General features: G+C 65.3%; 18 protein-coding genes and 2 tRNA genes. 7 read left to right on the top strand and 13 right to left on the bottom strand.

What is annotated here, in order from left to right; genetic code table 11:
• The first annotated feature begins 15 nt into the window (after positions 1–15).
• Entirely contained in the window at positions 16–471 is a 456-nt protein-coding gene (locus JNUCC0626_RS32305; RefSeq protein WP_394614542.1) for a hypothetical protein, read from the top strand.
• 57 nt (positions 472–528) lie between these two features.
• On the opposite strand, the gene JNUCC0626_RS32310 is transcribed toward JNUCC0626_RS32305, so the two are convergent.
• Positions 529–720, bottom strand: coding sequence for a hypothetical protein (locus tag JNUCC0626_RS32310; protein WP_394614543.1), 192 nt, complete (start codon positions 718–720; stop codon positions 529–531).
• A gap of 229 nt (positions 721–949) precedes the next feature.
• Here JNUCC0626_RS32310 and JNUCC0626_RS32315 point away from each other — a divergent pair, with 229 nt between their 5' ends.
• A complete protein-coding gene (locus JNUCC0626_RS32315) occupies positions 950–2,251 on the top strand; it encodes an XRE family transcriptional regulator (protein ID WP_394614544.1) in 1,302 nt (433 codons plus the stop codon).
• On the top strand, positions 2,248–3,153 hold the full coding sequence (locus JNUCC0626_RS32320) for a phosphotransferase family protein (RefSeq protein ID WP_394614545.1): 906 nt from the start codon (positions 2,248–2,250) through the stop codon (positions 3,151–3,153). The genes JNUCC0626_RS32315 and JNUCC0626_RS32320 overlap by 4 nt, the downstream gene beginning before the upstream one ends.
• A gap of 176 nt (positions 3,154–3,329) precedes the next feature.
• On the opposite strand, the gene JNUCC0626_RS32325 is transcribed toward JNUCC0626_RS32320, so the two are convergent.
• From JNUCC0626_RS32325 to JNUCC0626_RS32340, 4 genes are all read right to left on the bottom strand, one after another.
• Positions 3,330–3,788, bottom strand: a complete 459-nt coding sequence (locus JNUCC0626_RS32325) for a DUF4265 domain-containing protein (protein ID WP_394614546.1) — start codon at positions 3,786–3,788, stop codon at positions 3,330–3,332.
• A 233-nt stretch (positions 3,789–4,021) separates the two neighbouring features.
• Positions 4,022–4,351 carry a hypothetical protein gene (locus tag JNUCC0626_RS32330; protein ID WP_394614547.1) on the bottom strand — a complete coding sequence of 110 codons (330 nt, stop codon included), beginning with the start codon at positions 4,349–4,351 and terminating at the stop codon, positions 4,022–4,024.
• A 59-nt stretch (positions 4,352–4,410) separates the two neighbouring features.
• Positions 4,411–4,896 carry a hypothetical protein gene (locus JNUCC0626_RS32335; protein ID WP_394614548.1) on the bottom strand — a complete coding sequence of 162 codons (486 nt, stop codon included), beginning with the start codon at positions 4,894–4,896 and terminating at the stop codon, positions 4,411–4,413.
• A 25-nt stretch (positions 4,897–4,921) separates the two neighbouring features.
• A complete protein-coding gene (locus tag JNUCC0626_RS32340) occupies positions 4,922–11,437 on the bottom strand; it encodes a LamG-like jellyroll fold domain-containing protein (RefSeq protein WP_394614549.1) in 6,516 nt (2,171 codons plus the stop codon).
• 147 nt (positions 11,438–11,584) lie between these two features.
• Between JNUCC0626_RS32340 and JNUCC0626_RS32345 the strand changes: the two genes are divergently transcribed.
• Positions 11,585–12,436, top strand: a complete 852-nt coding sequence (locus tag JNUCC0626_RS32345) for a hypothetical protein (RefSeq protein WP_394614550.1) — start codon at positions 11,585–11,587, stop codon at positions 12,434–12,436.
• Positions 12,437–12,464: 28 nt separating this feature from the next.
• Here the strand turns inward: JNUCC0626_RS32345 and JNUCC0626_RS32350 are convergent, their stop codons facing one another.
• On the bottom strand, positions 12,465–12,698 hold the full coding sequence (locus JNUCC0626_RS32350) for a helix-turn-helix transcriptional regulator (RefSeq protein WP_394614551.1): 234 nt from the start codon (positions 12,696–12,698) through the stop codon (positions 12,465–12,467).
• 101 nt (positions 12,699–12,799) lie between these two features.
• Between JNUCC0626_RS32350 and JNUCC0626_RS32355 the strand changes: the two genes are divergently transcribed.
• Entirely contained in the window at positions 12,800–13,477 is a 678-nt protein-coding gene (locus JNUCC0626_RS32355) for a hypothetical protein (RefSeq protein WP_394614552.1), read from the top strand.
• A 212-nt stretch (positions 13,478–13,689) separates the two neighbouring features.
• Complete coding sequence (locus tag JNUCC0626_RS32360) at positions 13,690–15,039, top strand: tyrosine-type recombinase/integrase (protein ID WP_394614553.1); 1,350 nt, start codon at positions 13,690–13,692, stop codon at positions 15,037–15,039.
• Positions 15,040–15,078: 39 nt separating this feature from the next.
• Here the strand turns inward: JNUCC0626_RS32360 and JNUCC0626_RS32365 are convergent.
• The 7 genes from JNUCC0626_RS32365 to JNUCC0626_RS32395 form a co-directional block, all read right to left on the bottom strand.
• Positions 15,079–15,154 (bottom strand) — tRNA-Arg (locus tag JNUCC0626_RS32365).
• Positions 15,155–15,196: 42 nt separating this feature from the next.
• Positions 15,197–15,286: transfer RNA gene (locus tag JNUCC0626_RS32370), tRNA-Ser, on the bottom strand.
• 155 nt (positions 15,287–15,441) lie between these two features.
• A complete protein-coding gene (locus JNUCC0626_RS32375; protein WP_394614554.1) occupies positions 15,442–17,385 on the bottom strand; it encodes an acetoacetate--CoA ligase in 1,944 nt (647 codons plus the stop codon).
• 75 nt (positions 17,386–17,460) lie between these two features.
• Positions 17,461–18,216 carry an ESX secretion-associated protein EspG gene (locus JNUCC0626_RS32380; RefSeq protein WP_394614555.1) on the bottom strand — a complete coding sequence of 252 codons (756 nt, stop codon included), beginning with the start codon at positions 18,214–18,216 and terminating at the stop codon, positions 17,461–17,463.
• The gene (locus tag JNUCC0626_RS32385) at positions 18,213–19,493 is read right to left on the bottom strand and encodes a PPE domain-containing protein (RefSeq protein WP_394614556.1); all 1,281 of its coding nucleotides are present in this window, start codon (positions 19,491–19,493) and stop codon (positions 18,213–18,215) included. Before JNUCC0626_RS32385 ends, JNUCC0626_RS32380 begins: the two co-directional genes overlap by 4 nt.
• Entirely contained in the window at positions 19,490–20,050 is a 561-nt protein-coding gene (locus JNUCC0626_RS32390) for a hypothetical protein (RefSeq protein ID WP_394614557.1), read from the bottom strand. The genes JNUCC0626_RS32385 and JNUCC0626_RS32390 overlap by 4 nt, the downstream gene beginning before the upstream one ends.
• A gap of 136 nt (positions 20,051–20,186) precedes the next feature.
• Complete coding sequence (locus JNUCC0626_RS32395) at positions 20,187–20,828, bottom strand: dienelactone hydrolase family protein (protein WP_394614558.1); 642 nt, start codon at positions 20,826–20,828, stop codon at positions 20,187–20,189.
• 76 nt (positions 20,829–20,904) lie between these two features.
• On the opposite strand from JNUCC0626_RS32395, the gene hisC reads away from it, so the two are divergent.
• The gene (gene hisC / locus JNUCC0626_RS32400; RefSeq protein ID WP_394614559.1) at positions 20,905–21,972 is read left to right on the top strand and encodes a histidinol-phosphate transaminase; all 1,068 of its coding nucleotides are present in this window, start codon (positions 20,905–20,907) and stop codon (positions 21,970–21,972) included.
• Positions 21,973–21,974 lie beyond the last annotated feature (2 nt).

Below are 21,974 nucleotides of genomic sequence, written 5' to 3' on the forward strand. Positions count from 1 at the left end.
CGAAGGGCGACAGCCATGCAGCCACAACAGCTCGCCGGGGTCGACGTGACCGCGTTCAATCCTGCCGATCAGACCCACACTCTCACCGTTCGAGCAGAGCTCTTGCAGCACGGCCCTGATGTCCGTCCGGCCACCGCTCCTCTTGACACTCATTGGGAAGCGCGCATCATGCTCCCGAACGACACCGTCAGCGGCACCGGCGACAGCACATGGGCTGCGCTCCTCAACGCCCGCGAGCAACTCGAAGGACGTCACGGTCTCCTTCTCGCCATTGCGGCCGCACGACCTGAGTACACCGTGGAGAACATCGAACGGCGCCGCGGTGTCACCACTGTCACCAGCCTTCAAGGCGGTCCCACCGCAGGGATGCTGACCAGCGTCGAGCCTGACCTCGTCAGCGGAACTGTCCACCAGCTCCAGGTCCACGCGCAGCTGATGAACCACGACAGCGTCAGTGCGCCCCAGCAGTGAACCCGCTCGACGTCTAGTCGGTGGCTGTGATCGCAGCTGGGTCGTTGTCGTGGCCGCTCATGCCTTCCCCAGACTGTTCACCATGGAGATGAGCATTACCTCCGGGAAGGTGAAGGTGACCTCGACGTCACGCTCGACAGCTCTCGCCATCCCAGCATCACACCAGGCCCTTCCCAGGACGTCCGGCACGTCGACAACGCCCCTGCCCAACAGCGGGTGACCGCCCGTACCCTCGATTCTCACAGTCACCGCCCGATGGATCGTTGATGTGGACGAGATCCGCCATCGGGATCAGAAGATCGAGGCCTTCCAGCACCAGCGCCGCCTTCGGACAACAAGATCTCAATCGATCGCATGCCTCCAGCGTCGACATCCGACCTGATCAGCGGCAGAGCAGAACTCAGAGCACTTCTGACCATTCGACTTGCAGCCGCAGTGCCTTGACTACACTTAGTGGTCGAGGCAAGGCGGTGAGTGCATGGCCGAGAAGAACAATCTCCTGCGCGCGAAGCGGGAGAGCTTCCCGTCATCAGCGATCCCAGGCGAGCCAATGTCACCGCACGAACTGGCGGAAGCAGTCAACCGCTGGCTCTGGGAGAAGACTCGCGAGCGATACGACCTCGACGGTGCCGCGGTATCACGGTGGGAGCGCGGGGCTGTGCGCTGGCCGCGAGAGCACTACCGCACTGCCCTCCGCCACGTCCTCCAGTCAGCGACTGACGCGGACCTCGGGTTCCGACCTGCCCAAAAGCGCTCCGTCGTGCTCGACGCCGTCGACTACGGATCCGAGATCGACTTGGGGGTGAGCCCTGAGGAGTACGTCGGCCGCATGACCGACACATCGACCCCGACGAGGGTTGGCATGTCAGACGTCATTCGAGTACGCAAAGCCACAGCAGCAATCGCCGCGTCGGAAAACATGTACGGCGGGGGCCTTTCGTTCGCGTCAGCCAAAGGACAGCTCGAATGGGCGACACGACTACTTAAAGCGCAAGCAAAGAATGAGACTCGCCGCGCACTGTACGAAGCAGTCGGCAACCTGTCCGCCGTCGTCGCATTTTCAGCATTTGACATGGGAAACCAAGATCTCGCCACTGATAGCTTCGTATATTCACTGTGGTGTGCACAAAAAGGCGGCTCTTGGCAACTCCGAGCAGCCACCCTCGCCGACATGGCCCGCCAGGCAGTCTATCTAGACGATCTTGACACCGCATTGGAGCGCATTGAGTTTGCGCAGGTACGAGCAGACAGGGTCACCCCAACAGGCCGTGCAATGCTCGCGACCGTCCATGCTCGGCTGCTATCCCAACTTGGAGATCACAAGGCTGCAGTCGCCGCAGTTGACCGAGCAGATGAGCACTTCTCAGACCGCAACAGCGTCGACGACCCGCCGTGGCTGACCTACTACGATGAAGCCGAGCACCAAGGCTCCACGGCCCGCGCACTAACCCCTTTGGCAATCCTTGAACGATCGCCTGAGCAAGCCGTAGAACGCTTGGATGCCGCGATTAAACTGCACAGCGACCGCTATCCACGATCACGCACGTTCTCAATGATCCGGCTGGCTACCTTGTTGCTTGATGCCGATGAGCCGAGCACCGCAATCCCCATCGGTCATCAGGCTGTCGCCGACGCTGCCGAATTCCACTCGCAGAGGATGTCCAAGGAGCTCGAAGGCCTGCACAAAGCAGCAGAGCGATGCTGCTCAACGCCCGACGTCAGAGACTTCGCAGATCACCTGGGCCGCGTTCTCCGTCGCGATGACACGATGAAGTCGTGACCGTCGAGGAACGGCTCCCGGCACGTGATGTGCTTGAGCAGGCCGGATATACAGCTGGCGTGGCCACCGAGGGAGCCACTCTCGTAAGGGACGGCTCCAACATCATCTATCGCTTGCGCGACGGTGTCGTAGCGCGGATCGGCCGGCCAGGCACAGAAGCGACGGCGCGACTGGAGATCCAGGTCTCCAACTGGCTGCAGCAGCGCTCGTTTCCAGCGGTTCGGGCGGCGCCTGCGCTGCCGCAGCCAACAGTGATCGGTGATAGGCCGATCACGTGGTGGAACCTGCTGCCCGAGCATCGATCTGCAACCACCGCCGAGCTGGGTTCCACGCTGCGGAGACTGCACAACTTGCCCGTTCCTGACAATTTTATGCTTCCCGAAGTCGACCCTTTCAAAGGGCTTGAGTCCAGAATTTCGAGCGCCACCATTCTCTCGGAAGTCGACAGGAAATGGCTCACCTCGATGCTAGAAGGCCTGAGAGTTGAGCACTCACACCTTCCTGAAGGCCTTCCACCGACAGCGATACACGGCGACGCCTGGCAGGGAAACCTTGCCGTCCCTCAGCTTCCTTCAGGTGAATCGCCAGACCCAATCTTGCTTGATTTCGAAAATTTCGGCATCGGCCGCCCGGAGTGGGATCTCATCTCCGTCGCCGTCGATCGGACCGACTTCGAACGTATCTCCGCCGACGAGTACGAAGCGTTCGTCAGGTCGTACGGAGGTTACGACGCCACAGCCTGGCAGGGCTATCGAACGCTAGCTTCAATTCGGGAGCTGAGGTGGACATGCTTTATTCTCGACAAGGCCAACTCAAGCCAGCATGCGAAAACCGAGGCACAGCACAGGATCTCCTGCTTGCGCGGCGAGATCCCACGCCCGTGGCAGTGGAAGGCTTTCTAACTCTCTTCCAGCAATTAGCCGCCTCAGGATCAGCTGACTAGACCACCCATGCATTCCGGTTCGACATCACGGCAACTAGCATGAAAAACGCAACCGCCACCAAGACGAGCCAGCCTCGAGGACATGCACAAGGTCGCAGTAACCACACTCAACCCAAACCTGGGGCTACACGGACACTACAGCCACCAGTTCAAAGGGGTCCCGTCATCAGCAAAGACATTCGAAAAGTACCACTCAACTTCAGAATCAGCCTCCACCATCTGATTGAAAATTCCCTCCAACGCCACAACTCCCGGGCCGTAGGGAACCGTGAAGGTACTCAATCCGTCCGCCCTGCCATCGAGTCGCCCCCCAGCAGCCTCGATTTCCTCAATATATCTGTCCACCACTGCATGCTCAGCAAAGACGTGCGCACCCACATTGCCCCCACGAGTCAAAGTGGTAAATGTGCCGTCGGCGGGATTCAGTTCGATCACGTCTCCGGCCGCGATATTGAGGACCATTCCAGGAGTCGCCAGCACCCGGACCCCGGCAGAGCCGTCGACTGGCTCCACCGGAACTTCCTCGAAGATCGGCTTACCCACCTTGTTCTCGCCGACCAGCAGGTTCACCGTCGCGACATCAGGATCGATCATGCTCGCCAACACTCCAACTAGTCGTATCTGGGGTGCCGCCACACGGAAAAGCACCGACGGTCTCACCTCACCCGAAAGTTCCTCCCACACATTTTCACTGCCCGGTCTTGATTGTTTCGGTGATCACGGCCAGATTCCGACTGACGACGCCTCGGCCGTACGATTAATCACGTGGATGATCCGTGCATCCGCAACACAGATCCAGCCTCCATCCACAGGGACGACTCACTCCACTAACTCAACGCATCCTTTTTATTCCACGTAATCCTTAGATCCACCACAAAGGCACTGAGCCTGACCGGATCGCGTTGGTCGTCAATCACGACTGCGCGGAACGACTGCCCAACAACAGCAGCAGGAACCTCTGCCGATTCCCAATCGGGATCCTTGATGTTGTCAATAAACCCTCTTCCGCCACCATCGAGCTCAACCTCGAGGACCCACGGCCGAACTGCGGCGACCACTACAGTCACCTCGTCGCCGTCCGCGGCAGTTGCGATTTCACTGAGCGCGGACGCCGAACGCTCGGTGCGATCGTTGCTCGGGGTTGCCTGCCAACTCACAGCGTCCGATCACAAACATCTAGTATGCATGACCGTGAGAAATACTAGAAGGGCACGCTCTAGCCTCGAGGCCGGAGAAGGACGCCACGATCCTCCTCCGCCGAAAGCCATTCTTCGGACTCATGCAATTCAATGAGCGCACGAACGGAATTCCGGACCTCTGGATCCGTAGCCTGCATCGCAACATCGAAGGCCGTCACAGCGGCCGAGCCGGACCGGACCAGAATCAGCAACACATTGCCGCTGTTGTCCCCAGGCAGCGCGACCAGTTCCTTGGCTGCCATGGCCACGCCTGCCCCAAGCTCAGCCTGCGGAAATCTCGCCAACGCACCATAGACGGCCTGATGGGCGCCGTAATCCTCCTCCGCAGTGAGCGAGGCAACGAGAGCTGCCACTCCAGCGACGCCTTCACCTCCGGTAACCCCGTCTGCCAGTTCGACATAGCGGTTCCATCGCCGCTCTGCCTCCTCCTGAGGAACGTTGTCGTCACCGTCTTGCACGAGTTCGCCGCACTCGACGATTTCCAGCTTCCAATCAGGCAACACGTCGGCTTCCGTTCATCTCACTCGATCAAGGTCTACCGTCGGCAAGCTTCTCTGCCCAGGCTCGGACGGCCTGGTTCGAGCTCATGCTCGCCCACATCTCGGCGATCGCTACATCGTATTTGCTGCCGAACCTGCTCCGGATGTCCTGAATGTCCATCATCATCGCCCCGTGCAGGTCACCAGCATCGATCTTCTCCTTCTGCCACATGCGCCATGCCTGCGACTCAAGGTAGCTCCCTGTGCTGTAGAGCTGACGGTGATCGGCGACTTCCATTCGGATGGCGGGTCCACTGTACTTCGAGAACGGACTGATCGCCTTCGCAGGAATGTGGTTGACCTCCATACCAGCGCCGGCGGGCATCAGCTTTCCGTACCATCCCCCGTTTTCTCCCGACGGGCAATTGTGCACGAGAGCGGGCGTCTCTCCGAATCCAGCATAGTACGTGTGGATACCGTCAACCGTCAGGTTGAAAACCTTCCGGTATCCCTCCCGCGTCGATGTGCCGACCACGTGGATGGCCGTACCGTCATCGGTTCGCAGCTTGTCGCCGACTGCCAGGTCCTTGGCGATAGTCCACCGGCTCTTGTGACCGTCGACGATCCAGAACTCATGCCCACCAGTCGCCGTCAGGACATCGGTCTTGTCACCCGCTGCCCCGTCGGTGTCGACCGTAATGGTCACCAGTTCTCGGTCACCTTCGCCCGTGATCAGGCCTGTGACCTCTCGCGCTCCAGTTTCACCCGTCGTGGGATCAGTGGCCAGGACTTTGTCGCCGACTCGCACGTTTTGAATTGGTTTGCTGGAGCCGTCCTCCATCAGCACCGGCGTGTCGGCCACAAAGCTATTACGGCGAACGCAGCTCACCGCAGCGTCTACAGCCTCGTCGCCGTACTTCTGCAAACCCTTACCAACGAGCTTCGTGGCCGTGACAGCCGCGCCGGCGAACGGTATGAGAGCTGCAGCCGCCAAGGCGGCGTTGGCGTAGTCGCCCTCCGCGAGGTACCAGAGCGCGTTGATGCCGTCCGCGACCTCGCCGATCACCGGGATCATGCCGACTACGTCGAGGAGTGCGTGACCGGCTTCGGCCCAGTCGATGTTGGTGACCTCGTTCTGGACCCATTCCCAGAAGCCCATGTCCTTCGGTTCGCCGACTGATTTGATCACGGGCTCGCCGCCTGTGACCTTGTCGACGTCCCTCTTGATGGACACCTGCTGATCCACAACCTGGTTGTCCGACACCTGCCGAGCAGGTACTTCAGGCGACGATGACACAGGCGGAGCCATCGAATTGCCTGCCGGGCCGGTGAAAAGCGGGGCCGTCGCCGCCGGAACCTGGGGCATCGGGTTGTTGCGTGCGGCGGACACCGACGCCGTCCGCGCTACGTCGGTCGGAGACGGCCCGGGCCGGTACACGCCGACGCCGCCGGTGTTGTTCTTGCCGGGTGTTGTGCCACGGCCGGGTACGACGCTGCCGCCGTAGGAATCATTGGAGCCACCGCTGCCATCGAATCCCAGACCGCCGCAGCCGTTGGACTGCGACCCGCACCAGTCGGCGGGTGGCCCGTCCGGGTCTTTCCGATCGGGGAATACCAAGGAGGCAATGGGGCACCCCAGAAAGCCGAACAAGATTTGGCAGGCACTGGGGAAATGCCCATCGGGATCGCTGTAGTTGGTCGGCGCGCCGAGTCCGTAGGCGTAGCGGTTCGCGAGGCCTGACGGGGATGACGGCAGGGCGATGCTGTCGCGGGCGGTGAATCCGCCTGTGCTCGGTGAGTACCAGCGGGCTCCCATGTCGACCTCGCCGCTGGCGGGATCGGTGTAGTCGCCCTGGAATCCGAGCGAGCGCTTCGAGCCGGCGGACGCGATCGCCTGGCCGAACGGGTCGAACGCGGCGCTGTCGGTCAACGTTTGCAGAGAACCAGCCGGGTCGAACCCACCAACGAGATCGCCGTGTCCGTCGCTTACGGTCAGGCGCTTCTGGTCGCCTTGGCCCAGTGCCAACAGCGAGCCGTCGGTCCCACGGCTGAATTTCGCGTCGCCATCAGACACGAGATCGAGCGAGTTGCCCGCGTAGGTGAAGTTCTTGCCGTTGCGTGTACTGAGCCGATCGAGAGCGTCATAGGCGAATCGCGTGTCGCCGTTGCGCACGGCGCGGTCGAAGGAGTCGAAGCCGTACTTCTCCTCGAGGCCGGAGGAGACGCGAGCGGCCAGGGTGCCGCGGGCGGACCACTTGTAGGTGTAGTCGCCGTCGCCTTGCAGGCGGTTGCGTTGGTCGTAGGTCGCGGTCTTCGCCCCTGCGCGTACGCGGTTTCCTGCGTCGTCCCAGCCGTAGTCGGTACGAGCTCCGTTGAATGTCCAGGCCGTCAGGCGGTTGGAGTAGTCGTACTCGTAGGTGTTCGTGCCGGAGCCAGCCAGTCCTGCGGTCGTCTTCGACGTCAGGCGGTCCGCCAGGTCGTAGCCGTAGCCGATCGACGCCGCGACAGTGCCTCCCGCGCCGGTGACCGTATCGGTCTTGAGCCGGCCGTACTCGTCGTAGTTGAACGATCGGGTGCGGTCCGCGCCGTAGCTGACGGTCTTGACCTGTCCGGCCTCGTTGTAGCCGAACGTCTGCACGGCGCCGGTCACCGAGTCCTGCGTGGTCGCGGCGCGGCCTTGCAGGTAGGTGTAGCGGGAGGTGCCGGACTCGTCGGTGCGGGTGGCCATGCGGCCGCTGGTGTCGTAGGTGAAGGAGGACTTGCCGGACGGGCCGTCGGTCGTGAGCAGCGCGCCGCGGTCGTTGTAGGTCAGGACGTTGCTGCCGCCGGGTGCGCTCGACTCGACCATCAGGCCTGCCAGGTCGTAGCGCAGGGTGCGTGCGTCGGTCGACTCCTCTGCACCTGTGCCGGTCTCGCCGGTCAGGCGGTTGAGCAGGTCGTAGGTTCGGGTGCGGGTGATGCCGCCGGGTGCGGTGACGCGGTCGGGGTTTCCGGCCTGGTCATAGCCGACGGTCCAGGTGCGGTCCGCGGCCTGCGGGTGTGCGGTGGTCGAGGGTTCGATGGTCGACTCGCCGAGCCCGAGGCTGTTGACGGTGTAGAGCGTCGCGTTGCCGCGGCCGTCGGTGAAGCGGGTGCGGTTGCCCGCGGCGTCGTAGCCGAACGACGTGGTAATCGTCTTGTTGTCGGCCACCGGTTCGACCTGACTGGTGACGCGCCGCATCGCGTCGTAGGTGAACGTGGTCGCCCGCTGGAACGGATCGGTGGTCTGCACGAGGTTGCCGGCGCGGTCGTAGGAGTTGCGCGACATGCGCAGCAACGACTCGTTCGCGTCGAGCGAGTACTGAGTGGACGGTCGTCCGGCGGTGTCGTAGGTCTGGAAGGTGGTGCGGTTCAGACCGTCGGACACGCGTGACTGGCGGCCGATGCTGTCGTAGCCGAGCTTGGTCACCACGCCTGCCGGGTCCACGGACGAGGTCAGCTGCCCCAGGGGGTCATACGAGAGAGTGGTGACCTCATCCGACGGCGACGTGACCGTCTTGGGGCTGCCCGCGTCGTCGTAGGTCGTCTTCGTCGTGAACGCCGACGGGGTCGGGAATCGCTCCAGTTGGGTCGAGGTGACCGGGCGGCCGAGGTCGTCGTAGGTCGACTCGACACGAGCACCGGTCGGATCGGTGATCGACAGGCGTTCACCGGAGCGGGTGTAGCTGTAGAGCCACGACCCCGTGGTGCGACCGGCCGTGGTGGCGTCCGCCTGGTAGTGCGCGACGAGACGACGTTGCTGGTCGTAGCTGAACTCGCTGACGGCTCCGCGCGGATTGGTGATCTTGCGAACGTCGCCGAGCGGCGTGTACTCGGTCAAGGTGACTGCGCGAGTCGCCGTGGCAGTGCCCGGCTTGGTGTACTCGGGCGCCTCCGCCCGCACCACGCGGCCGAGCTTGTCGAACGTCTGCTTGCTGACGTTGCCGTTGGCGTCCTTGAGCTCAGAAGCTCCACCGAACGTGTCGAGTCCGGTGTGGATGGTCGGGCGAGCCGACGTCGCGACACCACCGTTCTCCACCTGCACCGTCGGCGACACCACGGAGACCATGCGGCCGGCCTCGTCGTAGACGTAGTCGGTGGTGAACGCGGCCGCGTCCGCGCCGGCAGCGGTGCCTCGCGGGTCGGTGACGGAGCGCAGCAAGCCACGCTGGTCCACGACGCTGGTCGTGGTCAGGCGTTCGGTGCCGTTGAACGAGGTTTCGCTGGTGCGGCGTCCTGCGGCGTCGTAGCCGTACTCGACGGCGAAGGTCCGCTGGACGTCCTGGTGCACGCTGTTGGACGGCTTGCCAGTGATGGCGACCTTGGTGACGTTGCCGCCCGCGTCGTAGTCGTACGAGGTGGTGCGAGCGAGACCGGCCGGGTCGGCCTTCTCGGTCTTGACGCGGTTCGCGGCGTCGTAGGTCTTCTCGACGACCAGACCGCCGGCGTTCACGACACGAGCGACGTTGCCGGCCTTGTCGTAGGTGAACTCCTGCAGCACCAAGTCACGGGTCGCGCCCGAAGGGTCGAATGGGTCCCTGATCTTCGATGCGATGACGCGGCGGACGGTGTCGTCCCGGTAGTACTCGTACCGCTTGCTGCGGCCCATCGCGTCGGTTTCACGGCTCAGCCTGCCCGCGACGTCGTAGGCGTACGACTTGAGCACCAGTGTGTCGAGCACGGTCTGGTCGCCCTCGCCGTCACCACCTGGACCGCCGGGTCCGACCGGGTCACCGTGCCACGCCCGCAGGCGCACCTCGGCGATCTTGTTGCGACTGGTGTAGGCGAACTCGTACTTGGTGCCGACGGCGTCCACGGTCCAGGCGAGGTTGCCGAAGTTGTCGTAACCACTCGTGGTCACGTTTCCTTCAGCGTCAGTGACTCGCGCGGCCCGCCCGTGACCGTCGTGCTCGGTGATCACCTGCCGGGTCTGGTCACCGCCGGTCAGGTCGCTGACCTTGAGCGCCGTGACGTTGCCGTCTGAGTCGTAGTCGTAGGTGGTCTGCTGCGTGTGCTTGACCCCGGTGACCTTGTTGGTGGTCGCAGGGCGCGTGATCGTCTTCTGCCTCGACAGTTCGTCGTAGGTGAAGGTCGTGGTCAAGCCCTGTGGATATGCCTGGGAGACCTCGGTCTGGGTGATCTTGCGGCCGAGCTTGTCGTAGGTGAACCGCATGACCAGGCCGGCCGCGTTCGTCACCGTCTCCAGGTCACCGGACCGGTAGTAGGTGTACGTGGTCTTCGCGCCGCGGCCGTCGGTCGTCGTCTCCACCAGACCGGCGGGTCCGAAGGACGACGACGTGGTGTAGGTGTGCCGGACCGTGGATCCGTCCGGCAGACGCTGGGAATCGAACAGGCCGCGCACGCCGACACCTGTGTAGGTGTTGGCCGTGCGGTAGGTCGCGTCGTCGGGTCCAGAAGAACGGCCGTCCGCAGAGGTGAGCAGCTTGCCGTTGCGCGGGTCGGTCAGGTCGCTGGGGTTGCTGTAGTAGCTGAAGTACGACGTCTGGCAGTCGGTCTTCGTTGTACGGCAGGTTTTGCGCGAGATCGGGTTGCCCCGTGCATCGTTGGCCAGTTCGACCTGGTTGCCGTTCTCGTCGGTGATCTTGTTGACGAATCCGCGACTGTCGTAGTCGAACGTCCGCACGCCGGCGCCGCGGTTGGGGCCGCCTCCCCACGGATCACCGCCTGGCGGCACGGGGCCGCCGATGGGGATGTCCTCGGGCCGTACTCCCTGTCCGAGGGGTGTGAGTGATCGCAGGATGCGGCCGCGGGACGGGTCGTAGTCGGCGTAGTGGAACCGGTTGCCCGGGTCGGTGACCATCGTGGTGCGCACCAAGTTCTGCTCGGTGCCGGTCACTGCGGGGGCCGCGATCTTCCACAGACCGCCATTGCTGTCGGTGTACTCGCGCAGCCGGTCGTTCACGACGTCGTAGGCCATCGTCGCGGCGACCCTGCCACTGGGCAACGTGATCTTGGTCAGCTGGTCGGATGGCTTGGCCATCTCGAAATTCTGCTTCGCCGTGGTGCTGCCGACGGCGTGTTCGTAGAACGCCACCTCGTCGATCGCGCCGGAGAAGTACCGCATGCCACCGGGCAGGCCCGGCCATCCGTCGGTGTTCGCCGCACCGAGCTGGTTGTTCGTCATGGTGAGGTGGTCGATCTCGCCCAGCGCGGTGCCGACGAGTTCGCCGTCGAGGAACAACGACTGCGTGCCAATGGATCCGGACAGCACGACGTGGTGCCAGCGGTCGTTGTTGACCGTTCCGGTCGTGGTGACCGGCTCGGCCTTGCCGTTCCAGAAGTTGCCGCGCAGCTTGCCGTCGGTGCCGACCCACAACACAGGCATCTGCGGTGTCGACGGGGTGGCGCCCTGTTTGAACTCGTAGTGCTGCATCCCGAGCAGCGGGCCTCCGGAGGTGGTCTTGAACCACATCTCCACGGCGAGGTCACGGTTCTTCTTGATCAGGCCCGCTGGCAGCTTCACGAACGACGAAGAGCCGTTGAACTGACGTGCTCCGTCCGGGGATCCCTCGATCGCGCCCGGCACCCAGGTCGTGTCGGTCGAGACGCCGTCGTCCTTACCCAGGTTGACGCGGATCTGGCTCTCGATCTTGGTGTCGGCGGGGTCGCCGAGTCGACGGTGAGCACCACTCCCAGCGCGATCATGACCAAGGACGGCAGACCGAACGTCTACGTGCTCGGCACCGACACCGACACCCTCGAGGCAACGCGCGGCGCCAACGGAATCTCCTGGCCCACGACCTCGTCGTTCGGCGGCTGGACAGTCGGCCCGGCCAAGGCCGCGAAATACCGCGACAGCCGCACACAGTTCTTCGCGATCGACGAAGCGGGCAGGCTGCTGGCACGCAGCCAGCAAGCAGTGGACGGCCCCGTGTGGCCCTGGGCGCCGATCGGCTTCACCGGCCTGACCGGCGAGGTCACCGCACTCCCCGCAGCAGGTAACGATGACCTCGAAGTGCTGGTGACAACAGCCTCCGGCTTCGTCGTCACCTCCAGGTACGTGAACCGAGTACTCACCAACGTGCGAACGGTCAGCGCGGGCGCAATCACCGGCAAACCCGCCGCAGTGGTGAAGCCAGACGGCAAGGTACAGATTTTCGCGCGCAGGGCCGACGGCAAGATCCACACGGTGCGGGACACCGCTTCCGGCCTCGACACGGCATGGGCCTCGATCGACGGGATCACCGCGAACGGTTCTCCCTCTGCAGTGATCAGCAACGGACGGATCACCCTCGCCGTCCGCTCCAACGACGGCTACGTCTACACCAACAAGCAGACAACCCAGGACGGCCCGTTCGCTGGCTGGATCAAACTGACCGACTCACGCAGCGGCAACGCCTGGCCGACGGACACCGAACCGTCATTGGTCGCTCTGAGCACGGGCAAGGTCGTCGTGATGTACCGCAGCGCCGACGAGGTGACCTACGCGTTCGAATCAACACCAGCCGTTTCAGGTACGACCGCACGATCCGCCTCTACGGACGATCGGTACATCGGCGGGCCGTCACCGAAGCCACACCGCTGAGCCTTCACAGGCGGGGGCCTGTCCAGCGTCAGACCGTTTCTGCAGAGAGCGCTCGAACGATCGACTCGGTGATCACTTTGTAGCGGTTGCCGATCTGGATCACCTTGGCCGGAAACACGCCGCGCGCGACCAGCTCGTAGGCGTGGCTGCGAGAGATGCCGAACGCGGTCGCGGCCATCGGGATGTCAACGCTTGCCGGCCAACTGCGGATGTCGTGGAGAGTAGGCGACTCAAGTGGCTCGCTCGGCACCGTTTCCGCCATCTCGCTCCCCCGTCGACTGTCTGTCACTCGAACAGTTGAACCAGTGTTCGTGACAGTTGAACTGCTTGTCAAGCAAGCAGTTCAACTGTCACGATGCCTCCGTGACTGAAGCGGAGAGCGTTGGCGCCGTCGTGGGCGAGAACCTGGAACGCCTGCGCACGCGCGCCAAAATGACCCAACACGAACTGGCGCATCTTCTCGCACGTCGTGGCGCACCAATGCATCGCAGCAAGCTCGCAGCAATCGGAGCCGGTGACCGCCCGCACCTCACGATCGCCGATGCGATCCTGCTGGCGCACGCCTTCAACGTCGAGATGGCCGAGTTCTTCGCCGGCACCGGTCCGGTCGAAATCTCCGAGAACGTCGTCCTGTCGCGGCACGCGATCAGAGATCTGCTCAGAGGAACGACGGCGCAAGGCGGTTCAGCCAGTTGGAACCCTCAGACTCAGCACGCCGAACTTCTTCGGATCGCCGACATTCGCGCGAAGGGTGACGCGATAGCCGCCGCCGAACACCGCCTGGTAGACGCCGATCACGCACTCGCCCAACGACTCAAGGTGTCTCCACAAGTCGTTGTCAGTCTCGCCCTGCAGTTGTGGGGCAACACGCTCACGGAGCAGCGCGACGCAAGAGTCTCGCAGTTAGGCGACATGGATCGCGGCGTGCGACATGCCCGCCGCGGACACATCACCAGAGAACTGTCATCGCAGATCGAAGCCGAGCTTGCCAAGCAAGGCCAGATCACGCAGCCAGGAAAGGAGGCCGAGGAGCAAACATGAGCGGAAGTGTGACCAGGAGGTGCCGGTGCCGCGATGAGAACGGCCGGGATTTGGGTTCAAAGTGCCCGAAGCTGTCTCAACGCTCGCATGGGAACTGGCGGCTACGTCAGGAACTTGAGCCAACGCAGGACGGTGAACGCAGGACGTTCCGAAGGCAGGGCTACGCGACCCAGACCACGGCGCAGACCGATCTGGACAAGGTCCGCGGCCTGTTGAGGCTGGGCGAGGGATCAGAGGAGGACGCGGAAGCCGTCTCCGCGATGCTGGACGCGCTCGGCAAGGACGAGCAGATTCCCGACTATGAGGAGACGGCCCGCAAGTTGCGATCCGGCCAGAACCTGGTCGAGAACCTGACAATCGGTCATTGGCTGGACTTGTGGCAGGACCAGGAGTCCCATCGCAAGGCCACCGAGTTGTCCTACGAGTCGCACGTCCGGCTCTACCTCAAGCCGAAGATCGGCGACGTACGAGTGGACCGGCTGACGGTCAGCCACATCTCCGAGATGTTCGCGAAGATCAACGACGACAACGACCGGATCGTCGCCAACAACGACGACCGCCGGGCGTTGCTGGCGCGGATCAAGAACACCCGGAGTCGCGCGGACAAGCGGATCCTGCGGGTCAAGCTGGACGAACTGCCGCCGTTCCGGCGACCGGTAGGTCCGAGCAGCCAGGCACGCATCCACGCGACCCTGAGGGCCGCGATGAACGATGCGATCGCAGAGCAGAAGACGACGTTCAACGCGGCCATGCACTACTCGGTGTCGGCGAAGCCGCCGAAGCCGTTGATCTGGACGCCTGAACGGGTCGAGGAGTGGCAGCGCACCGGGAAGCGTCCCGGGCCGGTGATGGTGTGGACTCCGGAGCAGGCCGGGGCCTTCCTCGACCACGTCGCGGTCCACGATCCGGAGTTCGAGGCGCTGTGGCACCTGGCGGTCAAGCGCGGTCCACGGCGGGGCGAGCTCGCCGGTCTGCCGTGGACGGAGTACTCCGCGCTCGACGCCACCGTGACGATCTCCACCCAGCTGACGGAGGTCGACTGGGAGATCGTCGAGGGCGATCCGAAGTCGGAGGCGGGCGAGCGGGTCATCCCGCTGGACGACGAGACCGACCTGCACCTCAGGACGCACAAGGTCCGCCAGGCCAGGCGTCGGCTGGAACTGGGTTCGGCCTGGGGCGACTCGGGTCGCGTCTTCACGATGGAGGACGGGTCCGCGCTGCGGCCCAGTTCGATCAGCGACCGGTTCGAGCGGCTGTACAAGGCGGCCGGGCTGCCGCCGATCCGCTTGCACGACCTCCGGCACACCGCGGCGACGCTGATGCTGGCGGCCGACATCGACATGAAAGTGATCCAGGAAACATTGGGTCACTCGCAGATTCAGACCACCAGCAACATCTACGCGAGCGTGCTGCCCAAGGTGGCGCGAGACGCGGCGGAGAAAACTGTGGCGTTGATCCCACGGGCACCCGCCAGGGCACCCACCGGAACGCTCGGGCACCCATCGGGCACCCGCAAGATCCACATAGCGAATGCGGAGGTGAGAGAAATGACCAGAACATAAGAAAACCCCAGCTAGACCGAGGTCTGTCTGGGGCTTGCTTGGCGCGCTCGACAGGATTCGAACCTGTAACCTTCTGATCCGTAGTCAGATGCTCTATCCGTTGAGCTACGAGCGCAGGCTATTCAATTGTAACCGATCCCCTAGAGGCTCGGCCTTGCGGAGGCTCCGGGATTTGAACCCGGGATGGGGGGTTACCCCAAACCGCATTAGCAGTGCGGCGCCATAGACCAGACTAGGCGAAGCCTCCCGGGACCATCCTTGGCCACGGGACATAGGTTACACAGGTCTTCAACCGAGTTGCAAAACGCCCCCCTCCAACACCTGAACCTGCTGGTCAGAGCACGTTCAGGAGGTCGGAGAGGGGCGTTAAACGCCTGGTCACCGCGCGCGGAGTGACCTAGATCATTCCGAGGCGATTTCCAGGAAGGGTTGGAGGGCCTCCGGATTGCGGAGCGCGCCCCTGCTGACGGCCTTGTCCGGGTCCACACCGGCGAGGATCTTCTTGACCGGGACCTCGCACTTCTTGCCGTTCAGGGTGCGCGGGATCTCGGCCACGGCGACGAAGCGGTTCGGGACGTGGCGTGGTGACAACGAAGAGCGGAGTTCCTTGCGGAGCAACGGTTCCACGTCGGCCAACGCCACACCGTCCAGGACGACGAAGCAGAGGAGTTCGCCTTCGGTCACGCCCGAGGTGTCGATCACCAGGGAGTCGACCACGCCGTCGATCGACTCGACCACGCGGTAGAACTCCGAGGTGCCCATGCGGACGCCGCCTCGGTTCAGGGTCGAGTCGGAGCGGCCGTAGATCACGGCCGAGCCGCGCGGGGTGATGCGGATCCAGTCGCCGTGGCGCCAGATTCCCGGGTACGTGTCGAAGTAGGCGTCGCGCAGGCGGGAGCCGTCGGTGTCGTTCCAGAAGAAGACCGGCATGGACGGCATGGGCTTGGTGATCACGAGTTCGCCCACGGCGTCGTCCAGGGCGACGCCTGCTTCGTCGTAGGCGTGGACGGCGGCGCCCAGGGCTCGGCAGGAGAGTTCGCCGAGCCAGACCGGGCGGTCCGGGGAGGCGGCCACGAACGCCGTGCAGAGGTCGGTGCCGCCGGAGACCGAGGCGATCTGGACGTCCTTGCCGATGGCGGAGGCGATCCAGCGGAAGCCTTCCGGCGTCAGGGGTGCGCCGGTGGAGCCGACCACGCGCAGGCCCGTCAGGTCGTGGCGGGAGGACGGGTCGAGGCCCTCCTTGAGGCACGACTGGACGTACGGGGCCGACGTGCCGAAGTAGGTGACGCGGTGTTGTTCGGCCAAGTGCCACAACGTGTTGAGCGACGGGTAGGCCGGGCTGCCGTCGTACAGCACGATGGTCGTGCCGACCATCAGGGCGCCGACGAGGTAGTTCCACATCATCCAGCCCGTGGTGGTGAACCAGAAGAAGCGGTCGCCGGGGCCGAGGTCGCTGTGCAGGCCCAGCATCTTCAGGTGTTCCAGCACGATGCCGCCGTGGCCCTGGACGATGCCCTTGGGCAGGCCCGTGGTGCCGGACGAGTAGAGCACCCACAGCGGGTGGTCGAACGGGACCGGCGTGAACTCCAGCGCCGCGCCGTCGTGCTCGGAGAGCAACTCGCTGAACGACAAGGTGTCCGGCAGCGTGGAGCCGTTGTCCAGGTAGTCGATCAGGACGGTGGCGCGCAGGCCCGGCAGCTGCGCGCGGATCTCCTCGACGACCGGGCGGCAGTCGAACGACCGTCCGTTGTAGACGTAACCGGAGACGGCGACGAACACCGCCGGCTCGATCTGGGTGAAGCGGTCGGCCACGGCCCGTGCGCCGAAGTCCGGTGAGCAGGACGACCACGTGGCGCCCAGGGAAGCGGCCGCCAGGAAGGCGATGAGGGCTTCGGGGGCGTTCGGGACGAGTGCGACCACCCGGTCGCCCTGAGAGACGCCCAGAGACGCCAATGCGGCCCGGAAAGCGGCCACGCGAGAACGCAGCGTGCCGAACGTCAAAGAAGATGCGACGTCGTCTTCGCGATGGAAGATCACGGCGAGGTCGTCGTCGGCTCCGCGACGCAACGCGTGCTCGGCGTAGTTCAGGGTCGCGCCGGGGAACCAAGACGCGCCGGGCATCTCGGCGGACCCCAGCACGCGCTCGTACGGCGTGTGGAACCGGACGTCGAAGTACGAAGCTATGGCGCCCCAGAACCCCTCGAGGTCGGCGACGGACCACTCCCACAGCGACTCGTAGTCACCAAAGGAGTGCCCGCGCTCGGCGAGCCACGAGCGGAAAGCGGTCATCCCGTTGTCCCTTGTGGGGTCCGGGCGCCACAGCAGTTCGACGTCGGTGTCGGTCATGCCCCATGTCTAACCGAGGCACAACCGCACGTCCATGTGTGATTGGCGGACTTGCGGTAGCCCGCCGGTGTGGAACTATCCGGCCGCGATCAGCTCGTCGACGGCGCTGGTCAGCCGCGAGGCGTCGGCCGGCGCGAGCACCAGCCAGCCGTCCTGCTTGCGCAGGAGGTAGCGGCCCTCGCGGGTGTCGAGCCACGAGACCGAACGGCCGGTCGGGCGCGGCACGCCGTCGCGGTTGCGGGCGGTCAGGCCCAGTTCGCCGCCGCCGATGCGGGACGTGATGATCCGCATCAGGTTCTGCGCCTCGGGTTCGCGGATGCCGACGTCGCGCAGGACCTCGAGGAACGCCTGCTTGCCCTCCTGCTCACCGGCCTGACCTGCGCGGACGTAGTCGTCCCAGCGCACGTTCACGGAACGGCCGGTGCCGGGCGCGAGGCCTGGCAACGATGACACCGTGGCCGAGGCCAGGGCGGTCGGGTGGAACGGGTAGAGGTGCACCTGGTCGTTCACCCGTGCCGCGAAGGCACCGCCCCAGCCCGCGCAGGCGATGCCGCGGGCCAGTTCGGTTCCCTTGAAGTACGCGATCTCCAGCGCCCGGTCGAACTCGCCCAGGCCTGCGACGAGGGCGCGCAGGTCGGGGTCCGGACGCTGGATCGTGCCGAGCCGCCGCGCCGTGAGCGTCTGCGAGCTCTGTTCGACGAGACGTTGCCGCGCCGCCCTGGTCGCGCCCACGTGGGGCGTGCCGAGCGGCACGACGCGGTCCTCGCCGTGCACGGCTTGCCACAGCAGGAAGAACTCCTGCGAGCTCACCGTGTACTGGCGTTGGTTCACTGACCGATCACCGGCGGGGCCGCCTTGCGGTCCAGACCGAAGACGTTGTCGTCCTCTTCCAGGTAGCTCGCCGTCTTGTGCTCGCGGGAGTCGTTCTGGCCACCGGCCGCCGCGGGGGCACCGGCCATCGGCGCGCCACCCATCGCGAGCGGGTTCTGGAACGCCTTGGTCGTGTTGCCGGGCGCCGCCGAAGCCGCGGCCGCAGCACCACCGGCACCGCCGCCACCGCGCGAGCCCTCGCTCACACCGGCCGTGCCACCGCCCACACCACCACCGGCGCCACTGCCGCCACCGCTGGCGGCCGCGCCCTGATTGCCCGAGCCGAACGGACGGGCCATGCCGCCGAAGCCGCCGAACCCTCCGGCGCCGCCACGGCCACCGCCTCCCCCGCCGCCGAAGCGCGAGGACGTGTTGGTGGTGCCGCGGTTCTGGGCGTTCTGCGGCGTCGTCGTGACCGGAGCACCGGCGCCACCACCGGCACCGCCGTCGGGCGTGCCCGGCGTGCGCGTGGTGAGGTCGGGGCCGGTCGGCGTCGGCGCGAGCGGGTTGACCGGCGGCGTGAACTGCGACGGCACGGTCTGGTCGACCGCCGCCGAGTTGCGCTGGAACGCCGCCATCACGTCCGCCGCACGGCGGTGCGAGGCGTCGTTGGCCGCGAGCGTGTCGACGGGGCTGCTGCCGACGGTCTCGAAGCCCGCGAACTCACCGGGGTTCTGCGCGATCAACCGGTCGCGCAGCGCGGGGCTGTTGAAGCTGTCGATCTGGTCCACGGTCTGGAACCTGTTGATGAGCGCCGGGTTCGGCGCCACGGGCACCGAGGCGTCCGTGGGCACCGGCGGTTCGGGCGCCGCGGGAGGCGGCGGCATCGCGGTGCGCGCGGCCTCGACGTTGCTCGTCTCGGTGGTGATCGCGTCCGCGACCTTGGTGGCGTAGTTCGCGGTGTCGTCGACCCAGTTGGTGACCTCGGTGATGCCACCGCGGGCGAGCCGTGCGGACTCGCTGTCCCAGCCGACGGAGGAGTCCTCGACGGCCTTGAGCAGGTTCGTCCGGACGCCGGCGATGTCCTCGCCGATCTTCTTCCAGTTCGTGGCCGCGGCCTGGGCGCCGTCGAGGTTCACGCCCGTGTGCACCATGTTGTAGAGCTGCTCGTGCGTGTACGTCATCCAGTCGACCGGCTCGTGCAGGTCGTTGCGGTCGTACTTGTCGTCGTCGTGGTGCGACGACTTGTTGTCCTTGTCGTCGTTGTTGCCCTTGTTGCCGTGCGAACCGTGGCTCACCAGGACCCCCCGGCGTTCTTCATCGACTTCTCGGCTTCTTCGTCGGCGTCGCGGATGCTGTCGCGGTTTCGGCGCAGGGCGTTGCCGATGTCGTCGAGGACCTTGAACAGGTCCAGCAACGCCTTGGCGGCCCCGGAGTCCTCGCCCACGGCCAGGTCGGAGAACCGCGCGCTGATCGCCTTGGCGACCGGGTTCTCCCCCAGCTGCAGCGGGGTGGCCAGTTGGTCGGTGGCGCGCTGCCACAGGTCCATCACCTGGTCGCGCGCGGCGTCGACCGCCTTGATCAACGCGTCGGCGGCCTCGACGTCGAGCGTGAGCTTGCCCGAGTCGGCGGCCTCGTCGAGCTTGGCCGCCGCGTGGCTCGCGTCCGCCTTGTCCGCCAGCATCTGCTGCTGGAGGACGGGTTTCACCGCCGCGAGCTGCTCAGCCGTGATCGGCGCGGTGACCGACGTCGAGACGTCAGGAGTCACCGGCGGTGGTGCCTCCGCGCCGGTTGTCGTCGTTGTCGTGCCGGTCGTCGTACCAGTGGTGGTGCCTGTCCCAGTGCCTTCAGCCATCCCTCATAACCCCCTGCACTGCATAACTCGTCACCGCAGCACTGGGCGTTACGCAGAGCTACACCCAGTCAGCCGTCCGAAGCACTCCTTAGATGTACCCGGACGACGGTTCGGTTCCAATCCGCCGGAAAGACTCTTACCTCATGTGAGCGTCAAACCAGTTCAACGCACGAACCCATGCTTCGTCACTCGAAACGTTGAAACGGACCAGATCTGACGCGGTTTCGGAACTGATCACAGCATCGCGAAGCTTGCTCACTTCTTCCGAGTCCTCGTCGCGGTAGATGCCGAGCCACGGGCAGGTGAGGTCGCCGGCCACGTCCACCAGGGCGGGAAGGCCCTCGGACAGCGGTTCGAGGATGCCGGGGGCCTGCACGGTGACGGCCGCGCCGATCGTCCGGCTCGCGGCCACGACCATGGCGATCGTGCCGCCGATGTCGAACCCGACGACGCCCATCCGGTCAGCGCTCACGCCCTGCTGGCCGAGCCAGACGAACGCGACGTCGGTGTCCGCGAGCAGCCGGTCGCCGTTGAGCTTGCTGACCTGGTCCCTGATGTCGTCGCCGTGCACGCGGTCGGCGTCGTAGAGATGAGGTGCGATCACGAGCCATCCCTCGTCCGCGAGGCTGCTGACGAGCGTGCGCACACCGGCGGTGATACCGCGGGCCTCGTGCAGCACCACGAGTCCGCCCCGGACGGCGGAGTCGGGTTCGGCGATCGTCACCCTCAGCTCACGGCCGTCGGTGAGGGAAAGCGTCTCGACGCGGGTACTGGTCATGTTTCCCACCCTTCCACGACGGGGTGAACTCCAGTCAACGTGACCAATCGGACGGAGCAATGCGAGGATCGGGGGCATGACCGTGCGAACCCGTGCTGACCTGGCGTCCCTGCCTTCCTACGTGCCCGGCAGGTCCATCCCCGGCGCCATCAAGCTCGCGAGCAACGAGGTGTCCGCCGGACCGCTGCCGAGCGTCGTCAAGGCGATCGCCGACGCGGCCACCGGCATCAACAGGTACCCCGATTCGGGCTGTGTCGAACTCACCGACCGCCTTTCGGACCGGCTCGGCGTCCCGGCCGACCACCTCGCCCTCGGCTGCGGCTCGGTGACCCTGTGCCAGCAGCTCGTCCAGGCGACCTGCGCCGAGAACGACGAGGTGCTGTTCGCGTGGAGGTCCTTCGAGGCCTACCCGATCGTCACGCACGTGGCGGGCGCGAAGCAGATCCGCGTGCCGTTGAGCTCGGAGCACACGCACGACCTGGACGCGATGCTGGCGGCGATCACGCCGAACACGCGGATGGTCTTCGTCTGCAACCCGAACAACCCGACGGGCACCGCGCTGCGCACCGAGGAGATCGAGGCGTTCATCGCCCAGGTCCCGCGCGACGTGCTGGTCGTGCTCGACGAGGCCTACAAGGAGTTCGTCGACGACGCGCACGTGCCGGACGGCGTCGAGCTCGCGAAGCAGCAGTGGGCCGCGGGCCACGACAACGTCGCCGTGCTGCGGACGTTCTCCAAGGCGTACGGCCTCGCGGGCCTGCGGATCGGCTACGCGGTCGCCCCGCCGGCCGTCGCGGACGTGCTGCGCAAGGTCTACGTGCCGTTCTCGGTGAACGCGCTGGCCCAGGTGGCCGCGATGGCGTCGCTCGACGCCGAGGACGAGCTGATGGTCCGCTGCCGTGCGATCGTCGCGGAACGCACGCGCGTGCGTGGCGAACTGCTGGCCATGGGCTACGACGTGCCGGAAACGCAGGCGAACTTCGTGTGGCTGCCGCTGCGCGAACGCACCGCCGAGTTCAACGCGCACTGCCTGGAGCACAAGGTCATCGTGCGCGCGTTCGTCGAGGAAGGCGCACGCGTGACGATCGGCGAGCCGGACGAGAACGACGCCTTCCTGGCCGCCGCCCGCGCGTTCCTCAAGTAGGA

The organism is Lentzea sp. JNUCC 0626 (genome assembly GCF_043632865.1).
Classification (GTDB): domain Bacteria; phylum Actinomycetota; class Actinomycetes; order Mycobacteriales; family Pseudonocardiaceae; genus Lentzea.

Coding starts and splice junctions, on each gene's coding strand:
- JNUCC0626_RS32305 (WP_394614542.1), top strand. CDS start 16: ATGCAGCCACAACAGCTCGCCGGGGTCGACGTGACCGCGTTCAATCCT.
- JNUCC0626_RS32315 (WP_394614544.1), top strand. CDS start 950: ATGGCCGAGAAGAACAATCTCCTGCGCGCGAAGCGGGAGAGCTTCCCG.
- JNUCC0626_RS32325 (WP_394614546.1), bottom strand. CDS start 3,788: ATGATCGATCCTGATGTCGCGACGGTGAACCTGCTGGTCGGCGAGAAC.
- JNUCC0626_RS32350 (WP_394614551.1), bottom strand. CDS start 12,698: ATGGCGGAAACGGTGCCGAGCGAGCCACTTGAGTCGCCTACTCTCCAC.
- JNUCC0626_RS32375 (WP_394614554.1), bottom strand. CDS start 17,385: ATGACCGACACCGACGTCGAACTGCTGTGGCGCCCGGACCCCACAAGG.
- JNUCC0626_RS32390 (WP_394614557.1), bottom strand. CDS start 20,050: ATGGCTGAAGGCACTGGGACAGGCACCACCACTGGTACGACGACCGGC.
- JNUCC0626_RS32395 (WP_394614558.1), bottom strand. CDS start 20,828: ATGACCAGTACCCGCGTCGAGACGCTTTCCCTCACCGACGGCCGTGAG.
- hisC (WP_394614559.1), top strand. CDS start 20,905: ATGACCGTGCGAACCCGTGCTGACCTGGCGTCCCTGCCTTCCTACGTG.